Genomic DNA, 24,184 nt, shown 5'->3' with positions numbered 1-24,184 from the left:
AGAGGCGACACGATGCGCGACGAACTGCTGAACCCCGACTACACCGACCAGGACGCTGCCGATGAGGTGACCGATTCACTCGACGCGCTCGTCGGGGCAGGCGACGCCTCACAGGCAGCGCTCGACGCGGCAGCATTGCGGCCGCGGACACTGGCCGAGTTCGTCGGCCAGGCGGAGCTCAAGAAACGTCTGAACATCATCCTCGAGGCGGCGCGCCGGCGCGGGCAGGCGGCCGACCACCTCCTCTTCGCCGGCCCACCGGGTCTCGGAAAGACGACGTTGGCGGGCATCATCGCCAACGAGATGGACGTGCAGTTGCACGTGACCTCCGGCCCGACGCTCGAGCGTGCAGGTGATCTCGCCGCAATCCTCACCAAGTTGGGGGAGGGCGATGTCTTGTTCATCGACGAGATTCACCGTCTCAGCCGCACCGTCGAGGAGGTGCTGTACCCGGCCGTCGAGGACTTCCAACTCGACATCGTGCTCGGCAAGGGCCCGGCCGCCCGCTCGATCCGTCTCGACCTACCGCGGTTCACCCTCGTCGGCGCCACCACCCGCACCGGGCTGATCACCGGGCCCCTACGCGATCGCTTCGGCCTTGTCGCCCGGCTCGATTTCTACGAGACGAGGGACATCGAGAACATCGTCACCCGCGCCGCTCACATCCTGGGTGCCCGCATCGAGGGCCGGGGAGCGCACGAGATCGCCCGCCGCAGTCGGGGAACACCGCGTATCGCCAACAGACTGCTGCGACGGGTTCGCGATTTCGCCGAGGTCGAGGCCGACAGCGCGATCACGACCCAGGTCGCGTCGGATGGGCTCGAGTTGTTCGGGGTCGATCATCTGGGGCTCGACAAGGTGGACCGGGGAGTGCTGGTGGCGCTGTGTGAGCTGTTCGGCGGGGGGCCGGTCGGGTTGTCGACCTTGGCGATCGCGGTCGCCGAACCCACCGAGACGGTCGAGGATGTCTACGAACCGTTCCTCATCCAACAGGGGCTGCTCATGCGGACCCCGCGCGGCCGCGTCGCCACTCCCGCGGCGTGGCGCCACATCGGTCTGACGCCGCCGGCATCGGCCGAACTGCAGGTCGGCTCGCCCAGCCTGTTCGACGAGCCCACCGCGGCCGATGACTGAGCCGGCAGGCAATGAGCCGGCAGGCAACCCGCTGGCGGGCAACCCGCCGGCAGACCTCCCGCCGGTGGGCTCGCGGCCGGTTTCCGACTTCGACTACGAACTGGCACCCGAGCACATTGCCACCGTCGGCGTCGAACCGCGCGACTCGGCGCGGATGCTCGTTTCCCTCGATGCCGCGCGCCCACCGCTCGATCGCGTGGTCGCCGACCTCGACACGTTCCTCGCCCCCGGCGATGTGGTCGTGGTGAACGACACCAAGGTGCTCCCGGCACGGGTGCGTTTTGAGCGGTCGTCCGGGGGATCGGCCGAGGTGTTGTTGCTGGAACCGCTCGGCGAGGGATGGTGGGAGGCGCTCGCTCGGCCATCAGCGAAGCTGAAGCCGGGGACGACCCACTCCGTCGACGAGCACCTCACCTTCGAGTTCGGCGAGGATCTCGGCGAGGGGCGCCGCCGCGTGCGCCCGCTCGTCGATGCGCAGGTGCCCCACCGCGAGGCCCTGTTGGCAGCGCTCGACGACGCCGGGGAAATGCCGCTGCCGCCCTACCTCGGAGCGGCACATCTCGACGACCCCGATCGGTACCAGACCGTCTATGCGAACGAACCGCGTTCCGCCGCGGCGCCCACGGCGGGGCTGCATTTCACCCCCGAGCTGATCGGACGGATCGAGGCCCTGGGGGTGCCGATCGTCCGGGTCGAACTCGTCGTCGGCCTCGGCACCTTCCGGCCGATGACGACCGAGGTGATCGGCGAGCACACCATGCACGTCGAGCACTACCGGGTGCCGCCTGACACGTGGGGCACGATCGAGGCCGCCCGCGCCGGGGGTGGTCGCATCGTCGCCGTCGGTACCACCACCGTGCGCGCACTCGAGTCGGCGGCGGCCCGCGGCGAGCTCTCGGGCGCCACGGACCTGTTCATTTCCGAGGGGTTCGACTGGAAGGTCGTCGACGCGATGCTGACCAACTTCCACCTGCCCCGCTCGACCCTGCTCGTGATGATCGACGCCTTCACCGGGTCGCACTGGCGAGACCTCTACGCTCACGCACTGGCGAACGGATACCGCTTCTTGTCGTTCGGGGACGCCATGCTCTTGGGGCGCCGGTCGGACGCATCCGAGCGGTTGGTCCGCCGTTGAGCCAAAGGGGCATCACGTGAAGTTGCACATCGATATCGAGGCCACCGACGGGGCCGCCCGAAGCGGAACGGTGCGGACCCGTCGGGGAAGCTTCAAGACGCCGGTGTTCATGCCGGTCGGAACCCGTGGCACCGTGCGGGCGGTGACAACCCGCGACATGGACGACCTCGGAGCGGAGATCATCCTCGGCAACACCTACCACTTGATGCTGCGTCCGGGAGCGGACGTGATCGACCATTTCGGTGGTTTGCACGGGTTCGAGACGTGGGGTGGGCACATGCTCACCGACTCCGGCGGATTTCAGATCTTCTCGCTCAACCCGAAGGTCGATGCGGACGGGGCCACGTTCCAGTCGACCTACGACGGCAGCTACCACCGTGTCACCCCTGAGGACGCGGTGCGCATCCAGGAGCTGCTCGGCGCCGACATTCAGATGGTGCTCGATGTGTGCAGTGCGCTTCCCGCCTCGCGCGACTCGCTGAGAGCGGCGCTGGAGACCACCGCCGACTGGGCGGCGCGGGCGCGGCGCAGTCACGGCACCTTCGACAAACCCGACATCGTCGAGCGTCAAGCCTTGTTCGGAATCGTGCAGGGAGGCACCGAGGTCGACCTGCGCGTCGAGTCGGCCCAACGCACGGTCGAGTTGGACTTCGACGGTTATGCGATCGGCGGGCTGTCGGTCGGTGAGTCCCGCGAGGTCATGTTGCCGGCGCTCGACGCGGCGCTCGCACACCTTCCCGTCGATCAACCGCGCTATTTCATGGGGCTCGGCGATCCCGTGGGCATCATCGAAGCGGTGGCACGGGGGGTCGACATGATGGACTGTGTGTTGCCCACCCGTCTGGCACGCCACGGCACGATTCTCACCGGAGCGGGCAAACTCAACATCAAGCGCGCCGAGTTCATCCGCAGCGACGACCCGCTCGACCCCGAGTGCGGCTGCCAGGTGTGTGAGCGCTACAGCCGTGGATATCTTCGTCACCTCATCGCGGTCAACGAACCGAGTGCCGCGACCCTGTGCACGTTGCACAACCTCGCCTGGCTGCTCGGCTTCATGGACGACATTCGCGCCGCGATCGGGGCCGGCACACTGTCGGATCTGCGCGCCGAGGTCGCGGCGGTCTGGCAGTAGCGCCCGGGGCCAGGACCACCACGGAACGCACACGTGGCACTAGGCTGCACCCTTCGTGACCACCAATCTCGCAACCCTGCTCGCACAGAACTCCTCCGGCGGCGGCCTTGGGGCACTGCTTCCGCTCATCATCTTCATCCCGCTGCTGTACATGCTGATCGTGCCGCAGCGAAAGCAGCGCAAGCAGCACGCAGAGTTGATGGACAGCCTGGCCGTGGGCGACGAGGTCGTGACCAGCGGGGGCATTTACGGCACGATCAGCTACATCGAATCGGACGAGCCGATCGTTCATCTCTCGGTCGACACCGACGCGGTCATTCGAGTTACCCGAGCATCCATCGCCCGTAAGGTGTCCGCGGACGCTGCGGAGCCCGACAAGTCCTGACGCCAACGGGGCCACACGGACCCGACGTCACCACCCCCGAAACACTCAGACGAACAGCGAAGGCAATACATGGCGAAGAAGCGTTCCGGCGGCATCCCGCTGCTGCTGACCACGGTGCTGTCGATCGCAGCGTGCGTTGCGGTGATCATCGCCGGTTGGAAGCCCGTGCTCGGCCTCGACCTCCAAGGTGGAGTGTCGGTGGTGCTGCAGCCGGTGGCCGACGGCGAGAAGCTCACCGACATTTCGGCCGACACCCTCGAACAGACGAAGCGGATCATCCAGACCCGCGTCGACGCCATCGGTGTGGCCGAGCCCGAGATCAGCGTCCAGGGTTCCACGATCGTGTTGGAGTTGCCCGGCAGCAAGGATCAGGAGCAGGTGCTCGAACTCGTCGGCCGTACGGCCGAGTTGCGGTTCCGCCCGCTCGTCGCCGCCTCGACCAATGCGCCTCCGGCCGACGCCGAGGAGCGTGTGGCCAAGCTCCGTGCGCAGTTCAACGTTCCCGAGGGCGTGACGGCGGAGTCGATCTACAACGAGTCCTACGGGATCACCGGAACCGACGCGACGGGCACCGATGCGACCGGCACCGACGGCCTCGTCGCCGAGGATGGTGGGCAGATCACCACCGACGACGGCACCGTGATCACCGAGGGCAGCGAGTCGACGCCGACCACGGCCGCGGTCTCCGGCGACGGAACCGGCGGTGGCCGCAAGGCCCCGTTGCAGACGACGACCGCGGCCCCGACGACCGCGGCCCCGACGACCGCAGCAGACCCTGCCGCGGACCCGGCAGCCGACCCCGCCGCAGATCCGGCGACCGAGGCGCCGACCACGGACCCCGCCAGCCCGCCCACGACCGTTCCGAACCAGTTCGGAATCGACGTGAGCGACGAGGATTTCCTCGAACTGCTCGGCCTCGAGTACTCGATCGAGGCGGCCTCGAGTGGGATCACGGCCCCCGAGGACGACAAGGCCGATCAGCCCGTCACGCTCTTCGGCACCCCCGACAAGGACGGCAACCGGGTTATCTACCAACTCGGCCCGACGCTGTTGACCGGTCGCGCCATCGAAGATGCCACCCCGAGCCTGCAGAACGGTCAGTGGGTGGTGATGCCGAAGTTCAAGACTGGCGCCGACGGCATCGACCTGTTCAATCAGGCCGCGGCGCAGTGTTACGCCGGCCAGCCAACCTGTCCCGCCGTCGGGGCCGAGGCCGGGCAGCTCGGCGTGGTGCTCGACGGTGAGGTGATATCGGCCCCGGTCATTCAGGCGGCGAGCTACACCCGCGATCAGATCACGATTTCCGGAAACTCGGCCGCCGGCGGGTTCACCGAACAGGAGGCCCGCGACCTGTCGCTGGCGCTGCGCTACGGCTCGTTGCCGATCGAACTTGAGCCTCAGACCGTGCAGTTCGTTTCGGCCACCCTCGGCGAAGGCGCGCTTCGCGCTGGGATCATCGCTGGTCTCATCGGTCTCGCCGTCGTGATCATCTACATGGTCGCGTACTACCGCATCCTCGGGTTGATCACGATCGGCTCGCTGTTGGTGACCGCGGCGATGCTGTGGGCGGTGGTCGGGTTCCTCGGTGAAACCCAGGGGTTGGCGCTGACCCTCGCCGGCATCGTCGGCATCATCGTGTCGATCGGCGTGTCGCTCGACAGTTCCATCGTGTATTTCGAAAACGTCAAAGAGGACGTGTCGGAAGGCCGCAACTTCCGCCGAGCCGTCGAAAAGAGCTTCGATCAGGCGTGGGGAACGATCATCAAGGCTGACGTCAGCCAGCTGATCGGAGCGGTCATCCTCTACGCGCTGTCGGTCGGCGCGGTGAAGGGGTTCGCGTTCTACCTCGCGGTCACGACGCTGCTCGACCTCATCTTGGCCTACACGTTCATCCGCCCGGCGACCCTGTTGTCGGTGCGTTCGAAGCTGGGTGACCGGCCGGCGCTGTTCGGTGTTTCGGTTCCACCGACGAGGGACGAGGTGCGACAGCAGGGTCCCGTGGAGGGAGGTGTGTCCGCATGAGCAGCACACGTAAGAAGCTCTATCGGGTTCAGACGGATTTCGACTTCACCGGCCTGTGGCGCTGGATGATGCTCGTCAGCGCGGCGGCGACGGTCGTGTCGGTGGTGGTGATCTCGATCTGGGGTCTCAACCTGTCGATCGACTTCAAAGGTGGTGCCGTCTGGGAGGTTCCCTCCAAACACATCTCCAGCGATCAGGCCGAGCAGGTACTCGAATCGTTCGACAAGCTTGGTGGCGCCAAGATTCAGCGGATCACCGACGCCGAGGGCACGTCGATCCTTCGCGTGCAGGCGACTGCTGCGAAAGACATTTCGGAGTCGAACGAGATCCGCCAGGCCCTCGCCGATGCCGCGAACTCCAGCGCTCCCGACGACGCCCAGATCGACGTCACCGACATCGGCACCAACACGATCGGCCCGTCGTGGGGTAAGTCGATCACCCGCGACGCGGTTCGGGCGCTGATCGTGTTCTTCATCGTGATCGCCGGCTACATGGCCTGGACCCTCGAGTGGCGCATGGCGGTGTCGGGCCTGCTCGCGGTGGCCCACGACGTGTTGATCACCGTCGGCATCTACGCCATCGCCCGTTTCGAGGTCACCCCGGCGACGGTCATCTCCATCCTGACCATTCTCGGGTTCTCGTTGTACGACACGATCGTCGTGTACGACCGGGTGCGGGAGAACGCCGCCAAGTACGACCCGAGCGGCAAGTACACCTACAACGCCATCATGAGGCGCTCGCTCAACCAGGTGATCATGCGCTCGGTGAACACCTCCATGGTTGCGATCCTTCCGCCGCTGGCCATCTTCATCGTGGGCGGGCTGATGTTCGGTCAGCCGACGATGATGGACTTCTCGTTGGCGCTCATCATCGGTTTGGCGATCGGGGTGTATTCCTCCATCGGCGTCGCCGCTCCCATGCTGGTGTGGCTCAAAGAACGCGAGCCTGCGTATTCCCGGGTTCGCTCGCGCGCACGTGCCCGGGGTATCGAGGCCGAGGCCGATCACATCCCCAAGGTGGACAGTTGGGAGGTCGGCGTGGTTCCCGAAGGGGCCACCCGCCGTCGCGAGACTGCGAAGGTCGGGGCTGTGGAGCGTTCCGTCGATCAGGCCGCGACCACGGCGGAGTTGGCACAGAAGTACGACCGAGCGGTGCCGCCGCGTCCGCGCAAGCAGGGCAAGAAGCGCTGAGTCTGTGGCGCGGGTGCCCGGCGCCCGCGCCGCCGATCGGTGGGCGAGGACCCGCAGCGGGTGCCGCTACGCTCGGCGCCCATGACCCCAGAGGACCTCTCGCGTTTCATCACGGACCTTCCCGACTATCCGGCCCCCGGTGTGACCTTTCGTGACATCACTCCGTTGTTGGCCGACGGGTCGGCATTCAACTCGTCCATCGACACGATCGCCGAGCCGTTCTTCGGAAAGGTCGATGTGGTCGCCGGCATCGAAGCCCGGGGCTTCGTGTTCGCCGCCCCGGTCGCGGTTCGGCTCGGAGTCGGGTTCGTGCCGGTGCGTAAACCTGGCAAGCTGCCGCGCGACGTTCACCGCCAGGAATATGCCCTCGAGTACGGAACCGACACGCTCGAGATCCACAGCGACGCGGTCAGCCCCGGCCAACGGGTCCTGTTGGTCGACGACGTTTTGGCCACCGGGGGAACAGCCGGCGCTGCGGTGGCGTTGTTACGCAGTGTCGGAGCGACGGTCGTCGCCACGAGCTTCCTCGTGGAATTGGTTGGCCTCGGTGGGAGGTCGCGAGTTCCCGATGTTGCCGTATCGTCGATCGTGACCTACGACTGACCCCATCCGAGCGGACCCCGGAGCGACGCGATGGCGACGATGACTCGAGTTCTTCCATGGAGGCGCAATCAGCAGCCACCGATCGAAGCTCTCGCACCACTGATCGAGCAGTACCGCGCCGCTCATCCGCGGGGCCACACCGACAAGATCCAGTCCGCCTATGAGGTGGCGGCGATCGCGCACGAGGGGCAGAAGCGAAAGTCGGGGGAGCCCTACATCACCCACCCGCTCGCGGTCGCGACGATCGTCGCCTCCTACGGCCTCGACGAGGACACGATCTGTGCGGCGCTGTTGCACGATTCGGTCGAGGACACCGACGTGAGCCTCGACGACCTTGCGGAGCAGTTCGGTCCGGAGGTCGCGCGCCTCGTGGACGGCGTGACCAAGCTCGATCGAATCCATTTCGATTCCAAGCAGGCCCAACAGGCGGCGGCGATTCGCAAAATGCTCGTGGCGATGGCCGACGACATCCGGGTGCTGGTCATCAAGTTGTCCGATCGCCTTCACAACATGCGAACGATTGCGGCGCTTCCGGCGGACAAGCAGAACAAGACGGCGAACGAGACGCTCGCGGTGTACGCCCCGCTGGCGCATCGCCTCGGGATGGGTGAGCTGAAACAGCAGCTCGAGGACCTGTGTTTCGCGTCACAGCACCCGAAGCGTTACGCCGAGATCGATCACATGGTCGCCACCCGTGCGCCGGAGCGCGAGCTCTATCTCACCCAGGTGGAAGAGGAGCTGCGCCAACGGCTGGCGCTCGTGCAGATTCAGGCCGACGTCACGTCGCGCAGCAAGCACCTGTCGAGCATCTACGACAAGATGGTGCTTCGCGGCAAGGAGTTCGACGACATCTACGACCTGGTGGGGTTGCGGGTCATCGTGAACTCCGAGAAGGACTGCTACGCCGCGCTCGGCGCGATTCACTCGGCGTGGATGCCGGTGGTGGGGAGGTTCAAAGACTTCATCGCATCGCCGAAGTTCAACCTGTACCAGTCGCTGCACACCACCGTCGTCGGTCCGCAGGGCAAGCCCCTCGAGGTGCAGATCCGTACCCGGGAGATGCACCAGCGCGCCGAGTCAGGCCTCGCCGCGCATTTCGTCTACAAGGAAGGTGCGGGCGCGCCGCCGGAGGATCTGCCCTGGCTCAACCGGATGGTCGACTGGCAGCGCGAGCTGCTCGACCCGGAGGAGTTCATGGCGAACCTGAAGACCGACCTCGAACAGGACGAGGTCTACGTCTTCACGCCGAAAGGCGACGTCCACACCCTCGCCAAGGGTTCGACCCCGGTGGATTTCGCCTACCAGATCCACACCGAGGTCGGGCACCGGTGTATCGGCGCGCGGGTTGGGGGTCGGCTCGTCACCCTCGACCACAAGCTGCAGTCGGGCGACACCGTCGAGATCTTCACAGCGAAGGTGGACGGCGCCGGCCCGTCGCTCGATTGGCTCGAGTTCGTGGCCACCCGGTCGGCACAGCAGAAGATCAAGCAGTGGTTCAACCGCGAGCGCCGTGAGGACGAGGTCGAGGCCGGCCGTGAGCTGTTGGCGAAGTCGCTTCGGGCGGAGCCGCCGGCGGTTCGCCGCCTCGCCACCGACGAGACCCTCGACGCGTTGGCCCCCCAGTTCGGGGTCGCATCCTTCGAGGCGCTGTTGCGTGCCTTCGTCGAGGGCCGGATCGACCCGGCCGACGTCGTCGCGAAACTCTCGACCGAAAAGCGCGGGGTGTCGGAGGGACAGACCGAGGTCATCTCCACCGGGGCGGTGTCCTCGCGCGGCAAACGCCGCCACGCCGTGGGCGTGCACGTCGAGGGTCACGACGACGAACTGGTGCGCATCGCCCGCTGCTGCACTCCGGTTCCTGGCGATCGCATCATCGGGTTCCTGACCCGGGGTCGGGGGGTGTCGGTGCACCGGGCGGACTGTGAGACCGGGGCCTCGCTGGCGCACAGCCACGGCGAACGACTGATCAACGTCTCCTGGGACGAGCAGTCGACGGGCACCTTCACCGTTGCGGTCGAGGTCAAGGCGCTCGACCGCAGCCGTCTGTTGCAGGACGTGACGCTGTCGCTGGCGGACCAGCAGGTCAACATCTTGAGCTGCAACGCCTCGACCGGGGCCGATCGCGTGTCGAAGATGCGCTTCGAGTTCGAACTCGGCGATCCGAGCCATCTCGACGCGATCCTGTCGACCCTGCGCCAGATCGATTCGGTGTACGACGCCTATCGGTCCGGCACCCGGGAATAGCGGGTCGGCCGGCGGACACGACTGGCGGGTCGGACAGGACTGGCGGACACGACTGGCGGGCGGACAGGACTGGCGGACAGGACTGGGCGCGCTGGCGGGTCGGATGTGACCCGCTGGCGCGCCCAGTCCATGGCAGAGTCGGAGCGAGGCAACGCTGGCCCGGTCGTCGCCCTGAGGTTCGCAGACAGGGCACTAGCCTGTGACGCCGTGGCCGCACCGACCTTTCAGTCCCTCAAGGGGATGCACGACCTCGTGCCCCCGACCTCCCAGCGTTGGCTCGAGCTCATCAGCCGCTTTGCCGAGCAGTTCGGTCGAAGCGCATATCGGTACATTCAGACTCCGATTCTCGAAGAGCTTGCGGTGTTCGCACGGGTCGGTGAGGGAACCGATGTCGTCACCAAGGAGATGTACGACTTCACCGACCGCGACGGCACCCATATCGCGTTGCGGCCCGAGTCGACGGCGGGGGTGGCTCGCTCGGTCATCCAGCATCGGCCGCTGACCCCCTTCAAGGTCTGGTACTTCTCCCAGCACTTCCGCCACGAAAACACCCAGGCCGGGCGCTATCGCCAGCATCATCAGCTCGGTGCGGAGTGTTTCGGTGCGGCGGAGCCGGACGTGGACGTCGAATTGATCGTCGGCCTGTGGGACTTCTACCGGTCGCTCGGGCTGTCGCAGCTCCGGTTGGAGCTGAACTCGATCGGAGACCCCGAGAGCCGTGCGCGCTACATGGACGCCCTGCGAGCGTTTCTGAACGGACGCGTCGGCGATCTCGACCCCGAGGATGCCGCCAAGATCGACCGGCATCCGATGCGCGTCCTCGACTCGAAGCGAGCGGCGACCCGCGCTGCGCTCGACGGGGTGCCGACCCTGATGGAGTCGATGTCGGAGGTTGCGCTCGCCCATTTCGACCGGGTTCAACAAGGGTTGGCCGCGGCCGGGGTTCCAGTGACGCTCAATCCGCGGTTGGTTCGCGGCCTCGACTACTACACCCACACGGTGTTCGAGATCATCAGCGAGGCAATGGACGCAGCCCAGTCGACGATCGGCGGGGGCGGGCGTTACGACGGACTGGTGGAATCCCTCGGCGGCCCGCCATTGCCGGGTGTGGGGTTCGGGTCGGGAATCGAGCGGATCCTGTTGGCATGCGATCGAGAGGGTGTGTTCGAGACGCCCGAGTTGACGGTTGACGCGTTCGTGGTCGAACTCGGAGGCGACGGTTCCCACGGGCGCGACCTGTTGTTGGAGCTCCGTCGTGGGGGAGTGTCGTGTGACCGGGCCTACGGCGGGCGATCGCTGCGGGCGCAGATGAAACAGGCGGATCGTTCGGGAGCGCGGTGGGGAATCATCGTCGGCGACGATGAACGGGCCGGCGGCGTCGTGTCGTTGCGCGACCTTCGCTCGAGCGACCACGAGGGGGCACAGACGACCGTGCCGCGTGGCGAGATCGTCGACGTGCTGCGCCGGCGGGTGCAGATCGACGCTGGTTGAGCCGGTAGGCTCGCTGCGTGACCGACTCTGTTTCCGCGCCCGCCAGCACCCCCGCGCCCGCCAGCACCTCCGCCTCGACGAGTGTCGCTCGGCCGTCGTTGACGACCGCGTTTCGCACCCACACCTGTGGGGAGCTGAGGGCCGCGAATATCGGTGAGACTGTCACGCTGTCTGGCTGGGTGGCCCGGCGCCGCGAGCACGGCGAACACCTCGCCTTCATCGACCTGCGCGACTACACGGGCCTGACCCAGTGCGTCGTCGACGGTGCCGCGGATCTGCGAAGCGAGTACGTGGTGAGCGTGACCGGCACCGTGAGCGCGCGGCTCGAGGGGACGGCGAACGCGAATCTGGCCACGGGTGAGGTCGAGCTGAAGGACTGCACGGTCGAGATCCTGTCCACCTCCGAGCCGATCCCGTTCCAGCTCGACGACCGCCAGGAGATCGACGAGACGATCCGCCTGCGCCATCGCTACCTCGACCTTCGTCGCGAGCAGATGCAGCGCAATCTGCGCACCCGGGCCAAGGTCAACAGTGCCATTCGGTCGGCGATGGAGGAGCAGGGGTTCCTCGAGGTCGAAACGCCCATGCTCATCGCCTCGACCCCCGAGGGCGCTCGCGACTTCGTCGTGCCGAGCCGCCAGAAGCCCGGCACGTTCTACGCACTGCCCCAGTCGCCGCAGCTGTTCAAACAGCTCTGCATGGTGGGTGGGGTCGATCGCTACTACCAGATCGCGCGGTGTTTCCGCGACGAGGACCTGCGAGCGGACCGTCAGTTCGAGTTCACCCAGCTCGATGCCGAGATGTCCTTCGCGAGCCAGGAAGACGTGTTCGCGGCGATCAGCCACGCCGTCGCCGCGGTGGTGAAGTCGGTGACGGGCGACGACATCGGAGAGATCCCTCGGATGACCTGGACCGAGGCGGTCGAGCGCTTCGGCTCCGACAAACCCGACGTGCGGTTCGGCCTCGAACTGATCGAGCTGACCGAGGTGTTTTCGAACACCGGGTTCAACGCGTTCAAGGCCCCGTGCATCAAGGGCATCCGGGTTCCCGGAGGTTCCGAGTTCACCCGCAGTCGTCTCGACGATCTCACCGATCAGGCCAAACGCTGGGGGGCCAAGGGCCTGGTGTGGATGCGGGTGAAGGAGGGGGGCGAACTCGACAGCCCGGTCGCCAAGTTCCTGTCCGCCGACGAACTTGCCGCGCTCGTCTCGGCGACGGAGGCGCAGACCGGCGACCTGTTGTTGATCGTCGCCGATGAACGGATCAAGGTCCGCCACGTGCTCGGACTGTTGCGCCTGGAAATCGGCCGTCCCCCGGTGAACGAAGGCGGACTCAACTTCTTGTGGATCGTCGACTTCCCGCTGTTCGAGGACATCGACGAGGCCACCGGTAAGCCCGTGTCGGCCCACCACCCGTTCACGATGCCCAACGAGGAGGACTGGGGTCTGCTCGACGGAACCCCCGAGGACCTGTTGAAGGTGCGCAGTCAGTCCTATGACCTGGTGTTGAACGGATGGGAACTCGGTTCGGGTTCGGTTCGTATCCACCGCGCCGACATTCAGAACCGCATCTTCGAACTGTTGGGCATCGGGGCGCAGGAAGCACAGTCGAAGTTCGGGTTCCTGCTCGATGCGTTCAAGTTCGGCCCACCGCCGCACGCCGGGTTCGCGTTCGGGATCGACCGAATCGTCGCGCTGCTGGTCGGCGAGGAGAACATCCGCGAGGTCATCGCGTACCCCAAGACCCAGTCGGGCGGCGATCCGCTGACGAAGGCCCCCACCGAGATCGACCGCGCCCAGCTCGATGAGTTGGGCCTGCGATTGCTGCCCAAGGCTGCCGACTGAGTCTGCCGACGGGCCGACGGCCCGTCAGCCCCGGAGCTTCGACGCGCCGTAGAGGTAGAACGCCATCATCAGCGCACCGACGCAGATACCGATGATGCCCATCACGATGGCGTGACGTTCCGGGCCGGGGCCTTCGGTGCTGCGGTGACGTCGGGCGGTGAATGCCGCGAGCAGGGTGGCGATGCCGAGGATGATCGGCACGGTCGGCACCAGGACGCTCACGAGGCTGCCGACCCCCAGACCCACCGAGATCCTGGCGACGAGTTCCACCTCGGCCGGTGTCGGCGCCTTGGGCGCTGTCGGTGTGCGGTGGCGTGAGCGCGTCATGGGCACGCGCCAGCGTACAACCCGTTTCCCGATAACCAGTGGTCGTGATCACGACCACTGGTTATCGGAGAACGGTGATCTGGGGCGTCAGGCCGCCGTGATGCGCACGACCGTCTCGTCGGGACGTGCAGTCGGGAACAGCGCGTTGCCGTCGAGGTCGCGGGTGGTGTGTGCATCGGGGTAGAGGCTCACCAGGGCCCGTTCGCCGTCGCGCGCCACGGCCGCCACCGTCGGTTCGAGCCACGAGACCGATGCCCCCGCCTCGGCGAAGAGCTGCTCGATCTGGTCGCGGACGGATCGGGCGCTGCGTTCCACTGCGAAGACGACGCGCTCATCGCCCTCGGGTCCGAGCGGGATGAACCCTGAGGGAATCGACACGTGGCGCAGCATCGACAGTCCGCCCGATGCGCGGGTGGAGGTGGCGGCGACGGCGGGCATCGACACGGTGGGGGCGGGTGCTGACGGGGCGGGTGCCGGTGCGGATGCCGGCACGGTGGGCGCGGGCGCCGCCGGGGAGGGTGCTGGTGGCCGCTTCGCACCGGCGGTCGGAGCCGACACGACAGCGTGCTCCGATGGCCACTGCGATGGCCGGTCCGACGGCCATGATGCCCCCGTTGCCTCCGGGGACACCGGTGCCGGAATCGAACTGGTCGGCGGGTCGGCGGAAGCGATGCGTGGGGCCGAAACGAACGGCGCCATCTGTTCGATGTGGGCCTCGGACACGCCGGCGCTGCGAAACAGTTCCGCCGTGGGGCTGTAGCCGGGGCGGATGGTGCGTTCACGGTCGAGGCGAGCCATCACCTCGCGGCGTTCCTTCGACGCTCGGGTCAACACCATGCCGATACCGGCAGCGACCGCGAGCAACAGCGGGATGATCACAAACCCTGTCATGGCTTCAGGCTACGGAGGAGTCGCGAAAATGCGGTTGGGGTCGACCTCTAGTCTCTGGCGATGGACTTGTTCAGCGCGTCGGCGGGAGATCAACTCGCGACCCGCGCCCCGTTGGCCGAACGCCTGCGACCCCGGCGTCTCGACGACGTGTTGGGTCAGCAGCATCTCGTCGGGCGAGGCCGACCGTTGCGCAACATGGTCGAGCGTCGGTTCGTCCGCAGTTGCATCCTGTGGGGCCCGGCGGGGACCGGAAAGACCACGATCGCTCGACTCGTCGCCGCGGAATGCGGGTCGCATTTCGAGATGCTCTCGGCGGTCACGGCGTCGGTCAAGGACATTCGCACGGTCGCCGATCAGGCCGCCGCCCGCCTGGGGATGAGCGAGATCTCGACGGTGTTGTTCCTCGACGAGATTCACCGTTTCACCCGCAGCCAACAAGATGCGCTGCTGGGCCACGTCGAATCGGGGCTGGTGACCCTCATCGGAGCGACGACCGAAAGCCCCTGGGCGACGGTGAACCGGCCGCTGCTCAGCCGTTGCACGGTGCTCAAGCTCGAGCCGCTCGATGACGCGGACCTGCGGGCGCTGCTCGATCGCGGCGTCGAGGAGCTCGCGAAACGTCGGCCGATCTCGGTCGCCGAGGACGCTGCCGACCACCTCATCGGGTCGGTGGAGGGCGACGGGCGACGTCTGTTGACCGGGCTTGAGGCGGCGGCCGATCTGACCAGGCCGGGCAGCGGTGGCGAGATCACCTTCGACCTGCTGACCGAGGCCCTCGGCGCCGGGATCGCGCACTATCAGGCTGGCGACCATTACGACGCCGCGAGCGCGTTCATCAAGCACATGCGATCCGGCAACGCCGAGCAGGCTTCCGCCTGGTTGAACCACATGCTCGACCGCGGCGAGGACCCGAGATTCCTGGCCCGACGGATGGTCATCTTCGCCTCCGAGGACATCGGTCCGGCCGACCGTTCGGCGTTGATCATCGCAACCGGGGCCGCCCACGCGAGCGAGTTCATCGGGATGCCCGAGGTGCGACACAACCTCACCCACGCAGCGATCGTGTTGTCGAGGGCCGCAAAGTCCCGCGAGGTGTGCGACTTCATCGCCGCCGCGTCGACCACCAAGCTGGAACCCCCGCCGGAGTCGGCCTACATGCACTGACCCGGATCCCCGAAAACGCCTGTTCTCCGATAACCAGTGGTCGTGATCACGACCACTGGTTATCGGAGAACAGGCTGGGGTGGGGCAGGCGAGGTGCTGGGACGGGTGGGACAGGCTGGGAGAACTAGGGTGTTTGGAGATGAGTGCGACCGACATCGTCTTGATCGTCACGACCGTCGTGAGCCTTGGGGCGATTGCCGCGCTGGCGATCACGGTCGGTCAATTGCGACTCGTGGTGCGATCGTTACGCAAGGAGCTCGACGCGTTCACCGAGGTCGCCGGGCCATCCGCCGAGCGCCTCGAGGCCGCGGCGGACACCGCAGCACGTCAGGTGGCGCGCCTCGAGAACCTCATCGACGTCGCAGGTTCGGTGACCGAGACGATGGACGGCGCGACCGCGTCGGCCGTTCGGGTGCTGTCGAATCCGGTCATCAAAACCGCGGCGGTCGCCCGCGGAACCCGAAAGGCCGCCCGTCGCCTGACCAAGTCGGAGGAGTCCTGATGTTCAAGCGCGTGTTCTGGCTGGGCGTCGGCGCCGCGACCGGTTCGGCGGCCACCGTGTGGGGTCAACGCAAGGTGAAACGACAGGTCGAGGCGATTCAGTCCAAGGCCACGCCGTCGCACGTCGTCGACGTCGCCAAGACCAAAGCCACCGACCTGAAAGACCGGGTGGTCACGGCGGTGAACGAGGGGATCGCCGAGGGGCGTCAGACCGAGGCCGACCTGCGCGCCGGGTTGCCTCGCAGCTTCGCCGGCAGCGCGGCGGCGACCACCGCGTCGGCCGCCGACAACGCTGCGGCCCTCGCGAACAGCGTGTCGAACTTCGCGGCGAGTGCCGCCGACAGATTCGACGCCAAGGCCGCCGACGCCAAGGCCGCCGATGTCGCGGGCGACACCGAAGCCACCCGAGGCTCAGCACGGCGCTCGCGTAACCCCGACCGGCGCCGCAAACAAGCCCGATAGGCTGTGCGCATCATGCGCGCCAATGATCTTCGCCTCGCCTTCACGAACTATTTCGCGGAGAAGGGACACACGGTCGTTCCGTCTGCGGGACTGATCCCTCACCACCCGTCGGCCCCGATGTTCAACAACTCGGGGATGATGCAGTTCGTGCCGTATTTCCTCGGCGAGGAACCGGTGCCGTTCAACCCGCCCCGGGCGGTGTCGGTGCAAAAGTGCGTCCGCGCCGGCGGCAAGCACAACGATCTCGACGCCATCGGTCGCAGCCCCCGCCACCTCTCGTTTTTCGAGATGCTCGGCAACTTCAGCTTCGGCGACTACTTCAAGGCCGAGGCCATTGCGATGGCCTGGGAGTTCGTGACCTCGGTGCTGGGGGTCGACGGCGATCGCATCTGGGTGACGGTACACACCTCCGACGACGACGCCGAGGACATCTGGGCCGATTCGATCGGCGTTCCCCGCGCCCGCATCCAACGCCTCGACGCCGACAACTTCTGGGAGATGGGCGAAACCGGCCCGTGTGGCCCAAGCTCGGAGATCTTCTACGACTTCGGACCCGACCTCGGCCCCGACGGCGGCCCGGCCAACCCCGCGGCCGAACACCGTTTCGTCGAGATCTGGAACCTCGTGTTCATGCAGTACTTCCGCGGTGCCGACGGCGTGCTCGCGAACCTTCCGACGCCGAATGTCGACACCGGTGCCGGCATGGAGCGCATCCTGGCGCTGCTCGGCGGCAGCCATTCGCTCTACAGCGCCGACGTGTTGGCCGACCTCGTCGGCGAGGCCGAGCGGGTGACGGGTCACCGCATCGGTGACGGCGAGATCACCGACGTGGCGTTGCGCCTGATGGCCGATCACACCCGCACGATGACCTTCCTCGTGTCCGACGGCGTGATTCCCTCCAACGAGGACCGTGGATATGTGCTTCGGCGGGTCATTCGGCGTGCGATCCGTTTCGCCTACCTCACCGGCGTCGATCGGCCGGTTCTCGCCGGGCTCGTGTCTCGCTGCATCGAGGTGATGGGCGACGCCTACCCGGAACTGCGGACCAATTCCGACGCCGTGCTCACCACGGTCGAACGCGAGGAATCGAAGTTCCGCCAGACCCTCAAGACCGGCTCGGCGTTGCTCGACAGCGAACTCGACAAGCTCCCGACGGGCGGGCGCCTCGACGGTGCGGTGGCCTTCAAACTGCACGACACCTTCGGGTTTCCACTCGAGGTCACCCAGGAGTTTGTCGAGATCGCCGGCTACGACCTCGACCAGCACGGATTCGACGAGGCGATGGCCGATCAGCGAGATCGCGCCAAGGCCTCGGCCAAGAAGGGCAAGGTGGCCACCGACAGCGAGTCCTCGGCCTTCGCTCAGCTGCGCGAGGGCGGCGAGACCGTCTTCGTCGGCCGAGAGGTCGAGCAGTGCGAGGCGAACGTGCTCGGCGTCGTCGGCAACGCCATCGTGTTGGACCGGACTCCGTTCTACGCCGAATCGGGCGGCCAGATCGGTGACACCGGGCTGATCTCGTGGGGCAGTCACCAGGTCCACATCAGCGATACGACCTACGGTGCGCCCGGGCTGGTGCGCCACGTGGTGGCCCCCGACGACGTCGACCGACTGGCCGCGCTCGAGGTCGGCGAGCGGGTGACCGCGTCGATCGACTCGCCGCGCCGAGCCGCGATTCGTCGCCACCACACCGCCACCCACATCTTGCACTGGGCGCTTCGCGAGGTGCTCGGCGATCACGTCAAACAGCAGGGTTCGTGGGTCGGCCCCGACCGGCTGCGTTTCGACTTCAGTCATTTCGAAGCCCTGTCACGTGAACAGATCCGTGACATCGAAGACCTCGCGAACGAACAGATCCTGTCCAACGCCACGGTGACCCACACCGAGATGGCCAAGCAGGACGCGTTGGAACTCGGGGCGATCGCGTTCTTCGGCGACAAGTACGGCGACCGTGTTCGGGTGCTGCAGGCCGGGCCTCGCTCGATCGAGTTCTGCGGGGGCACCCACGTGAGCTCCCTCGGCGAGATCGGGCCGGTGAAGATCACGAGCGAAACCTCGATCGGTTCGAACATCCGTCGCCTCGAGGCGGTCGCGGGGACGGGGCTGATCGATCGGCTGCGGTCTGTCGAAGACCGGATCGTCGAGGCATCCGCTGCCTTGGGCGTGCCCGTGGAGGATCTGATCGATGCGGTTCGCAAGCGCATCGAGGAAGCCAAGTCGTCGAAGGCCCTGATCGCCGAGCTTCGTCGCCAACTCGCGGCATCGGCGGCCGGCGACCTCATCGACGATGCGGTCGACAACAAGCTGGTGGCCGAGGTCGCCGCGGGGACCCGCGACGAGGTTCGCGACCTCGCCGTGTCGTTGCGCGACAAGGGGCTCGACGCGGTGGTGCTCATCAGTTCCCCCGGCGGTAAAGGGGTCGCCGTCGCGTCGGCCACCAAGGTCGGAGGCGACCTGAACGCGGGCGAACTGATCGGCGAGGCCATGAAGCTGCTCGGCGGTGGCGGCGGCAAGGGCGCGGACCTCGCCACGGCGGGCGGACGCAATGTCGAGGCGATCGGCGACGCGATCGCGAACGTGCGCGCCAAGCTCGGCATCTGAGGCGTCGATCGCGATGCGAGCGATCGGGCTGGACCTGGGTTCGAAACGGATCGGGGTCGCACTCAGCACCAGCGACGGCGTGCTCGCCACCCCCTATGAGGTCGTGCAGCGCAGCGGGGATCGCCAGCGCGATCACCGAAAGATCCGTGATCTTGCGCTCGAGGCGGAGGCGGAGGTCATCGTGGTCGGGCTGCCGCTGCACCTCGACGGTCGCCTGAGCGAGAGCGCCAACAAGGCGCTGGCTGAGTGCGACGAACTGCGTGCCACCACCGGGCTACCCGTGGAGACCTACGATGAGCGTCTGACTACGGTGACCGCGGCGCGGTCGCTGCAGGAATTGAACTTGAGTCCGGCGGCCCGAAAGCGGGCCATCGATCAGGTCGCCGCCGCGGTGATGCTGCAGGCGTGGCTCGATCACCGCCGGGCCGCCGCCGACGCACCCGAGCAGGATCCGTGAGCTACGACGACCACGACGGTTACGACAACGACTACTACTACGACGACGGGTACGCAGACGCCAACTACGACGACGGGTACGACTACGAGCCGTATCGGCCGATGGCCCGTCGGGCGAACCCGATCGGGTTGACCATCGTCGCGGTGATCGCGGTGATCGGGGTGGTCGCCGCCGGCACATTGGTGTGGACCGCGCGACAGATCAACCCGTCCGGTGAGGCGGGGCCGGCGATCGCCGAGGTCGTCATCGCGAAGGGCGCCACGTTGAGCGACGTCGCCGACCAGCTCGAGTCCGAGGAGATCATCTCCAGCGCTCGGGTCATGGGCTGGTATTCGAAGTTCGCGGATGTGAAGCCGGTGCAGGCCGGCAGGTACATCAGTTTCGAGAAGAACATGGCGATGGGTGATGCCATCGACGTGCTCAACGGGGGCCCGGTCGCCGAACAGAGCCGGGTCGTCACCATCATTCCCGGCATGTGGCTCGTCGACGCTCTCGGGGCGATCAACAAGGTGTTCCCCGAGATCTCCGTCGATGAGATGAGCCTGGTGCTCGCGTCCGGTCAGGTGACCTCGAAATACCACACCGACCCCACCCAGAACTGGGAGGGGTACCTGTTGCCGGAGACCATCGATTTCAAGTCCGATGCGACGGCCCAGGAGATCCTGCAGCGTTTCGTCAGCGAGTTCGACAAGGTGCTCGACGCCGCCGGATATGGCAACGCCGAGGCCCGAACCGGCTACAGCGCAGCGGAACTCGTCACGATGGCCTCGATCATCGAGCGTGAAAAGGGCGACGTCGAGGGCGAGGCGAATCGCGTGGCTCGGGTCATCTTCAATCGTCTCGACAAGCCGATGCGCCTGCAGATCGATGCGACGGTGCTCTACGGCGTGCAACGCCGGGGCAACGAGGGCGGTCTCACCAAGACGGAACTCGAGACCGACACGCCGTACAACAGCTACACCCGCGACGGGCTGCCCCCGACCCCGATCGCCTTGTCGTCGAAGACCTCCCTCGAAGCGGCCATCAGTCCGGCCGCCGGAGACTGGATCTATTACGTGCTCAAGAGCGTCGGGCCGCGCGAGCACCTGTTCACCGCGAGCTACGACGAGTTTCTGGCCGGCAAGAAGGTCTGCCAGCAAAACGGCTGGTGTTGAGCGAACCGAGCCTCGCAGCGGGGCCGACTGGCCGATCGGCGTTCGTGATCGGCGACCCGATCGAGCATTCGAAATCCCCTGACCTGCACAACGCCGCGTTCGCCGCCGCCGGGTTGCCTCATGTGTATGGCCGCATTCGCGCCGGCGTCGACGAGGTCGGCGAGGTGATCGCCGAGATGCGTCGTCAACGGTGGCTCGGCCTGTCGGTCACGATGCCCGACAAGGAGGCGGTGATCGCCCACCTCGATCGGCTCACGCCGTCGGCGGAATTGCTGGGAGCGGTCAACTGTGTGATGTGGGACGGCGACGACCTGGTGGGAGACAACACCGACGGCGCCGGGTTGGTCTGGGCGATTCGCGACCACCTGGGCGTGGACGTGCGCACCGCCATCGGCGTGGTCGGCGCCGGTGGCGCGGCCCGTGCTGCGATGGTGGCGCTCGCCGAGGCCGGAGCGAACTCGATCACCGTCGTCAACCGGACCCGAAGTCGCGCCGAGGCCGCGGTGGCGACGACGAACGCTGCCGTGGCGGGCGTCGCTCGGGTCGGGGAGGCCCCGGACCTGACCTCGTGTGGGATCGTGCTCAACGCAACCCCGCAGGGCATGGGCGATGCCGGCGTGGTGTCGCTGCCGGCCTATGTTCCGACCGAAGGGCAACTGGCCTATGACCTCGTGTATCACCCGAGGGTCACCGCGTGGATGGCCGCCGCGGAGGCACGCGGCGCACGGACGGCGAACGGTTTGTCGATGCTGATTGGGCAGGCCGCGGTTCAGTTCGAACGCTGGACCGGGGTGAAGGCGTCGACGGAGGCGATGTTGAGGGCGGTCGAGCGCGACTGACGGCTGCTGGGGGCAGGCGAGTGACGGCGGCCGTGGGCGGGTGAGCGCCACCGAATCGACGGATCTGCGATAAAGCCGGGCTTTTGGGCTTCATGGATCGGGTCGACGTGCCGATAGAGACCCGGGACCATTCGACGCTGGAGGAACGATGGCACTGCAAGGGAACCTCGAGTCGTTTCCGCTCGTTGACGTGTTGGGGATGTTGTCCTCCTCTCAAAAGAGCGGTCGGCTCGTGGTCAACGCCGACCGCTGCGGTGCCGCGCTGTGGCTGGAGTTGGGGTCGATCGTGGGCGCGACGACCTCGGCGCCGGGACAGTCGGCGCAGCGCAGCGAGCCCGCAAGTGTGTTGTTCGACCTGTTGCGGTGCAGGGAGGGCGCGTTCTACTTCGAGCCGGACCTGCGCTGTCCTGAACCGTGCGCCCCCACCGACACGTCGACGGCGATCTCCGAGGCGCAAGCAGCGCTGGAGGAGTGGACGATGATCGTCGCCACGGTGCCATCGCTGACGTCCACACTGACGCTGCAAACCTCGCCTCCGGGCACGGAGGTCGACTTCGATGAGCGGCGGTGGTTGGCGTTGTGTGCGGTGGTCGACGTGTCGATCCGCGACGGGTTCGCCAACGTTTGTGCGTTCGTCGAGCACCTCGGCCTGGGTGAACTCGATGCGTTGCGCCTCGCGCACGAACTGGTCGGTCTCGGTGTGTTCGACGTCGGACCTGAACGTTCGGCGGCTCCGGCTCCGGCTCCGGCTCCTGCTCCTTCTCCGGCGCCGACCGCTCGGTCGATGGTTGCACCGCCGGAATTGCCAGGTGTTGGGCCCGCTCCAGCGGCGCTTGAGGCGGCCGTCGCCGACGTTCCGGTTCTTCCCGGCGCCCCCGATTTCGCGTCGATGGCGCGCTCGTCCGATACTGGTGACGTTTCCGATCCCCGACCGGCCCTGAACGTTTCCAACTCGCCGATACCTTCGCGAGGTATCGGCACCCTCCGGATCAACGACGATTCGGAGGCCGAGCTGGCTCGACAACTGGCCATGCTCAGCCCCCGCGCCGCCGAGGCGGTTGCTGGTGCTGAGACCGTCACCAGTTTCGACGACGCCCGACCATCCCGTGTGGCTAGATTTTTCGACACGCCGTGAACAGCCGAACTCCGACTCTGTAGTGAGATTTCGATGATGAAACTGGTCGATGCGGTGACGCATCGGTTCCCTCAGAAAAACCCGTGGGCCGCCGATGCGCTTGCATCGCTGGACGACCAGCTGAACCCGGCGACGCCGATTCATGAACTTGTGGCTGGTTGGTATCACTTGGGTGAGGGGCACCAGCGCCCGTTGCTCGATGTGGTGTTCGTCCTCACCGACAGCCGCCTTGGCATCGGCCATCCGGGCGAGGCTCGGGTTCGGAGATGGATCGAGCTTTCGAACATCACGGTCGTCGACGCCATCGACAACTCCGATTTCCCCCTGCAGACGATCGAGCTTCAACAGGCCGACGGTTCGGTGTCGCTCGTGGGTTGGCCCTCGACGTTCAGCGACCGAGTGATCGAGGTGCTGATCGGCCTGCGCGACCGCTCGGCCCCGGCCACGAGCCCGCTGGGGGATTCGATCCCGAATTCGCTGCCCGACCCGATGCCCGAGCCGTTCCTGATCGAAGGGGCGACCCCGCCGATCGCGCCCGTGCCCGCGGTGCCGGTCGAGTCCGTGCCGGTAGAGTCCGTGACGGTTCAGTCTGTGCCGGTTCAGTCTGTGCCGGTCGAGTCTGTGCCGGTTCAGCCTGCAGTGGCTCCGGCACCTGCGCTCGATTTCTTGAAAGCCCCTGCCCCCCGGACCGCTCCGGTTGATCTCGCGCCAGGCGTTGCGAACCTTCACGGAGCGACCCAGCCGGAGCCCCGGTCGGAGGCGGAGTTGGGAGCAGATGTCCAGCCCGGGTCGGCTGGCGATCTCAAGGCTGGCCCCGTCACCAGTTCGATGCCGGTCATTGCCGATGTCGACTCGGATGCTCACGACATCTTCTTCGGCGATCTGGACGCGATGGCCGAGGCCGCCTCGGATATCCCGAGTTTCGATGCCGATGATCGTGCTCCGTGGGAGATCATGGGCGATGCCTGGCCGGAGGTCGTGGTGGGGGTCAATTACCTCGGTGGTCACCCGCACATCAAACGCAAGCGCAAGAGCGGCGTCATGGCGTTCGGACCCGGCGGTATGGAGGTCAAGGGGACCGGGATCAGTCGTTGGGAGATGGAACTCGACTGGAACCACGTCAACGACGTTGAGGTGGTCGGTGCTGATGAGATCATGTTCAGCGATGCCATCCGAGTTCCCGCCGATTCCAGCGTTGTCGTCGTGGGCATGATCGACGGTGCCAGGCTGTTCTTCGAGACCGTGGGTCGTCGACCCCCGACGCTTCGGTCGGAACTCGCGCCGGTGATGTCGATGGTTGCCGCGGGGCGTGTCCGGAGGGCCAACCGTCCTAGGGAAACTGGTGGTCAAACTGCCGGGAGTTCCGACGTCGCCGCTGAGGGCTTGGCTCTGGGGCCGACTGAGGGGTCGGTCGGCGCCGATCCGTCGACCCTCGTCGGCGGGTTGGGTCAGTAGCAACCGCCACTCGCTCGTCGG

General features: G+C 66.8%; 21 protein-coding genes. 19 read left to right on the top strand and 2 right to left on the bottom strand.

Features of this window, described 5'->3' with window-relative positions:
- Positions 1-12: 12 nt before the first annotated feature.
- From ruvB to aspS, 10 genes are all read left to right on the top strand, one after another.
- A complete protein-coding gene (gene ruvB / locus M9952_06435; protein ID MCO5312560.1) occupies positions 13-1,134 on the top strand; it encodes a Holliday junction branch migration DNA helicase RuvB in 1,122 nt (373 codons plus the stop codon).
- Positions 1,127-2,269 (top strand): tRNA preQ1(34) S-adenosylmethionine ribosyltransferase-isomerase QueA, encoded by a 1,143-nt coding sequence (gene queA, locus M9952_06430; protein ID MCO5312559.1) that lies wholly within the window; start codon positions 1,127-1,129, stop codon positions 2,267-2,269. Before ruvB ends, queA begins: the two co-directional genes overlap by 8 nt.
- Before the next feature lie 16 nt (positions 2,270-2,285).
- On the top strand, positions 2,286-3,401 hold the full coding sequence (gene tgt, locus M9952_06425; GenBank protein MCO5312558.1) for a tRNA guanosine(34) transglycosylase Tgt: 1,116 nt from the start codon (positions 2,286-2,288) through the stop codon (positions 3,399-3,401).
- A gap of 55 nt (positions 3,402-3,456) precedes the next feature.
- Positions 3,457-3,786 carry a preprotein translocase subunit YajC gene (yajC, locus tag M9952_06420; protein MCO5312557.1) on the top strand — a complete coding sequence of 110 codons (330 nt, stop codon included), beginning with the start codon at positions 3,457-3,459 and terminating at the stop codon, positions 3,784-3,786.
- A 69-nt stretch (positions 3,787-3,855) separates the two neighbouring features.
- Positions 3,856-5,808 (top strand): protein translocase subunit SecD, encoded by a 1,953-nt coding sequence (gene secD / locus M9952_06415; GenBank protein ID MCO5312556.1) that lies wholly within the window; start codon positions 3,856-3,858, stop codon positions 5,806-5,808.
- Positions 5,805-6,998, top strand: coding sequence for a protein translocase subunit SecF (gene secF / locus M9952_06410; protein ID MCO5312555.1), 1,194 nt, complete (start codon positions 5,805-5,807; stop codon positions 6,996-6,998). Before secD ends, secF begins: the two co-directional genes overlap by 4 nt.
- A gap of 81 nt (positions 6,999-7,079) precedes the next feature.
- Positions 7,080-7,601: an adenine phosphoribosyltransferase gene (locus tag M9952_06405; protein MCO5312554.1), complete on the top strand. Its 522-nt coding sequence runs from the start codon at positions 7,080-7,082 to the stop codon at positions 7,599-7,601.
- A gap of 39 nt (positions 7,602-7,640) precedes the next feature.
- Positions 7,641-9,845 carry a bifunctional (p)ppGpp synthetase/guanosine-3',5'-bis(diphosphate) 3'-pyrophosphohydrolase gene (locus M9952_06400; protein MCO5312553.1) on the top strand — a complete coding sequence of 735 codons (2,205 nt, stop codon included), beginning with the start codon at positions 7,641-7,643 and terminating at the stop codon, positions 9,843-9,845.
- A gap of 207 nt (positions 9,846-10,052) precedes the next feature.
- Positions 10,053-11,336 (top strand): histidine--tRNA ligase, encoded by a 1,284-nt coding sequence (gene hisS, locus M9952_06395; GenBank protein MCO5312552.1) that lies wholly within the window; start codon positions 10,053-10,055, stop codon positions 11,334-11,336.
- Between the two features lie 17 nt (positions 11,337-11,353).
- A complete protein-coding gene (gene aspS / locus M9952_06390) occupies positions 11,354-13,180 on the top strand; it encodes an aspartate--tRNA ligase (protein MCO5312551.1) in 1,827 nt (608 codons plus the stop codon).
- A 24-nt stretch (positions 13,181-13,204) separates the two neighbouring features.
- Here the strand turns inward: aspS and M9952_06385 are convergent, their stop codons facing one another.
- Both M9952_06385 and M9952_06380 read right to left on the bottom strand, forming a co-directional pair.
- The gene (locus M9952_06385; GenBank protein ID MCO5312550.1) at positions 13,205-13,507 is read right to left on the bottom strand and encodes a hypothetical protein; all 303 of its coding nucleotides are present in this window, start codon (positions 13,505-13,507) and stop codon (positions 13,205-13,207) included.
- Positions 13,508-13,594: 87 nt separating this feature from the next.
- Entirely contained in the window at positions 13,595-14,398 is an 804-nt protein-coding gene (locus M9952_06380; GenBank protein ID MCO5312549.1) for a hypothetical protein, read from the bottom strand.
- A 60-nt stretch (positions 14,399-14,458) separates the two neighbouring features.
- Between M9952_06380 and M9952_06375 the strand changes: the two genes are divergently transcribed.
- The 9 genes from M9952_06375 to M9952_06335 all read left to right on the top strand — a co-directional run bounded on the left by M9952_06375 (position 14,459) and on the right by M9952_06335 (position 24,163).
- A complete protein-coding gene (locus M9952_06375) occupies positions 14,459-15,562 on the top strand; it encodes an AAA family ATPase (GenBank protein MCO5312548.1) in 1,104 nt (367 codons plus the stop codon).
- Between the two features lie 139 nt (positions 15,563-15,701).
- Positions 15,702-16,064: a hypothetical protein gene (locus M9952_06370; GenBank protein MCO5312547.1), complete on the top strand. Its 363-nt coding sequence runs from the start codon at positions 15,702-15,704 to the stop codon at positions 16,062-16,064.
- The gene (locus tag M9952_06365; protein MCO5312546.1) at positions 16,064-16,525 is read left to right on the top strand and encodes a hypothetical protein; all 462 of its coding nucleotides are present in this window, start codon (positions 16,064-16,066) and stop codon (positions 16,523-16,525) included. The genes M9952_06370 and M9952_06365 overlap by 1 nt, the downstream gene beginning before the upstream one ends.
- A 12-nt stretch (positions 16,526-16,537) precedes the next feature.
- Entirely contained in the window at positions 16,538-19,123 is a 2,586-nt protein-coding gene (alaS, locus tag M9952_06360) for an alanine--tRNA ligase (protein MCO5312545.1), read from the top strand.
- A gap of 13 nt (positions 19,124-19,136) precedes the next feature.
- Positions 19,137-19,580 carry a Holliday junction resolvase RuvX gene (ruvX, locus tag M9952_06355; GenBank protein ID MCO5312544.1) on the top strand — a complete coding sequence of 148 codons (444 nt, stop codon included), beginning with the start codon at positions 19,137-19,139 and terminating at the stop codon, positions 19,578-19,580.
- A complete protein-coding gene (gene mltG / locus M9952_06350; protein ID MCO5312543.1) occupies positions 19,577-20,734 on the top strand; it encodes an endolytic transglycosylase MltG in 1,158 nt (385 codons plus the stop codon). Before ruvX ends, mltG begins: the two co-directional genes overlap by 4 nt.
- On the top strand, positions 20,731-21,573 hold the full coding sequence (gene aroE / locus M9952_06345; protein MCO5312542.1) for a shikimate dehydrogenase: 843 nt from the start codon (positions 20,731-20,733) through the stop codon (positions 21,571-21,573). The genes mltG and aroE overlap by 4 nt, the downstream gene beginning before the upstream one ends.
- Before the next feature lie 148 nt (positions 21,574-21,721).
- Positions 21,722-22,708, top strand: a complete 987-nt coding sequence (locus M9952_06340) for a DUF4388 domain-containing protein (GenBank protein ID MCO5312541.1) — start codon at positions 21,722-21,724, stop codon at positions 22,706-22,708.
- Between the two features lie 33 nt (positions 22,709-22,741).
- Positions 22,742-24,163 carry a hypothetical protein gene (locus M9952_06335; GenBank protein ID MCO5312540.1) on the top strand — a complete coding sequence of 474 codons (1,422 nt, stop codon included), beginning with the start codon at positions 22,742-22,744 and terminating at the stop codon, positions 24,161-24,163.
- The last annotated feature ends 21 nt before the right edge of the window (positions 24,164-24,184 follow it).

Source organism: Microthrixaceae bacterium, assembly GCA_023957975.1.
Classification (GTDB): domain Bacteria; phylum Actinomycetota; class Acidimicrobiia; order Acidimicrobiales; family Microtrichaceae; genus JAMLGM01.
Note: the sequence above shows the minus strand (reverse complement) of the source record. Positions and strands in the feature narration are given on the sequence as shown.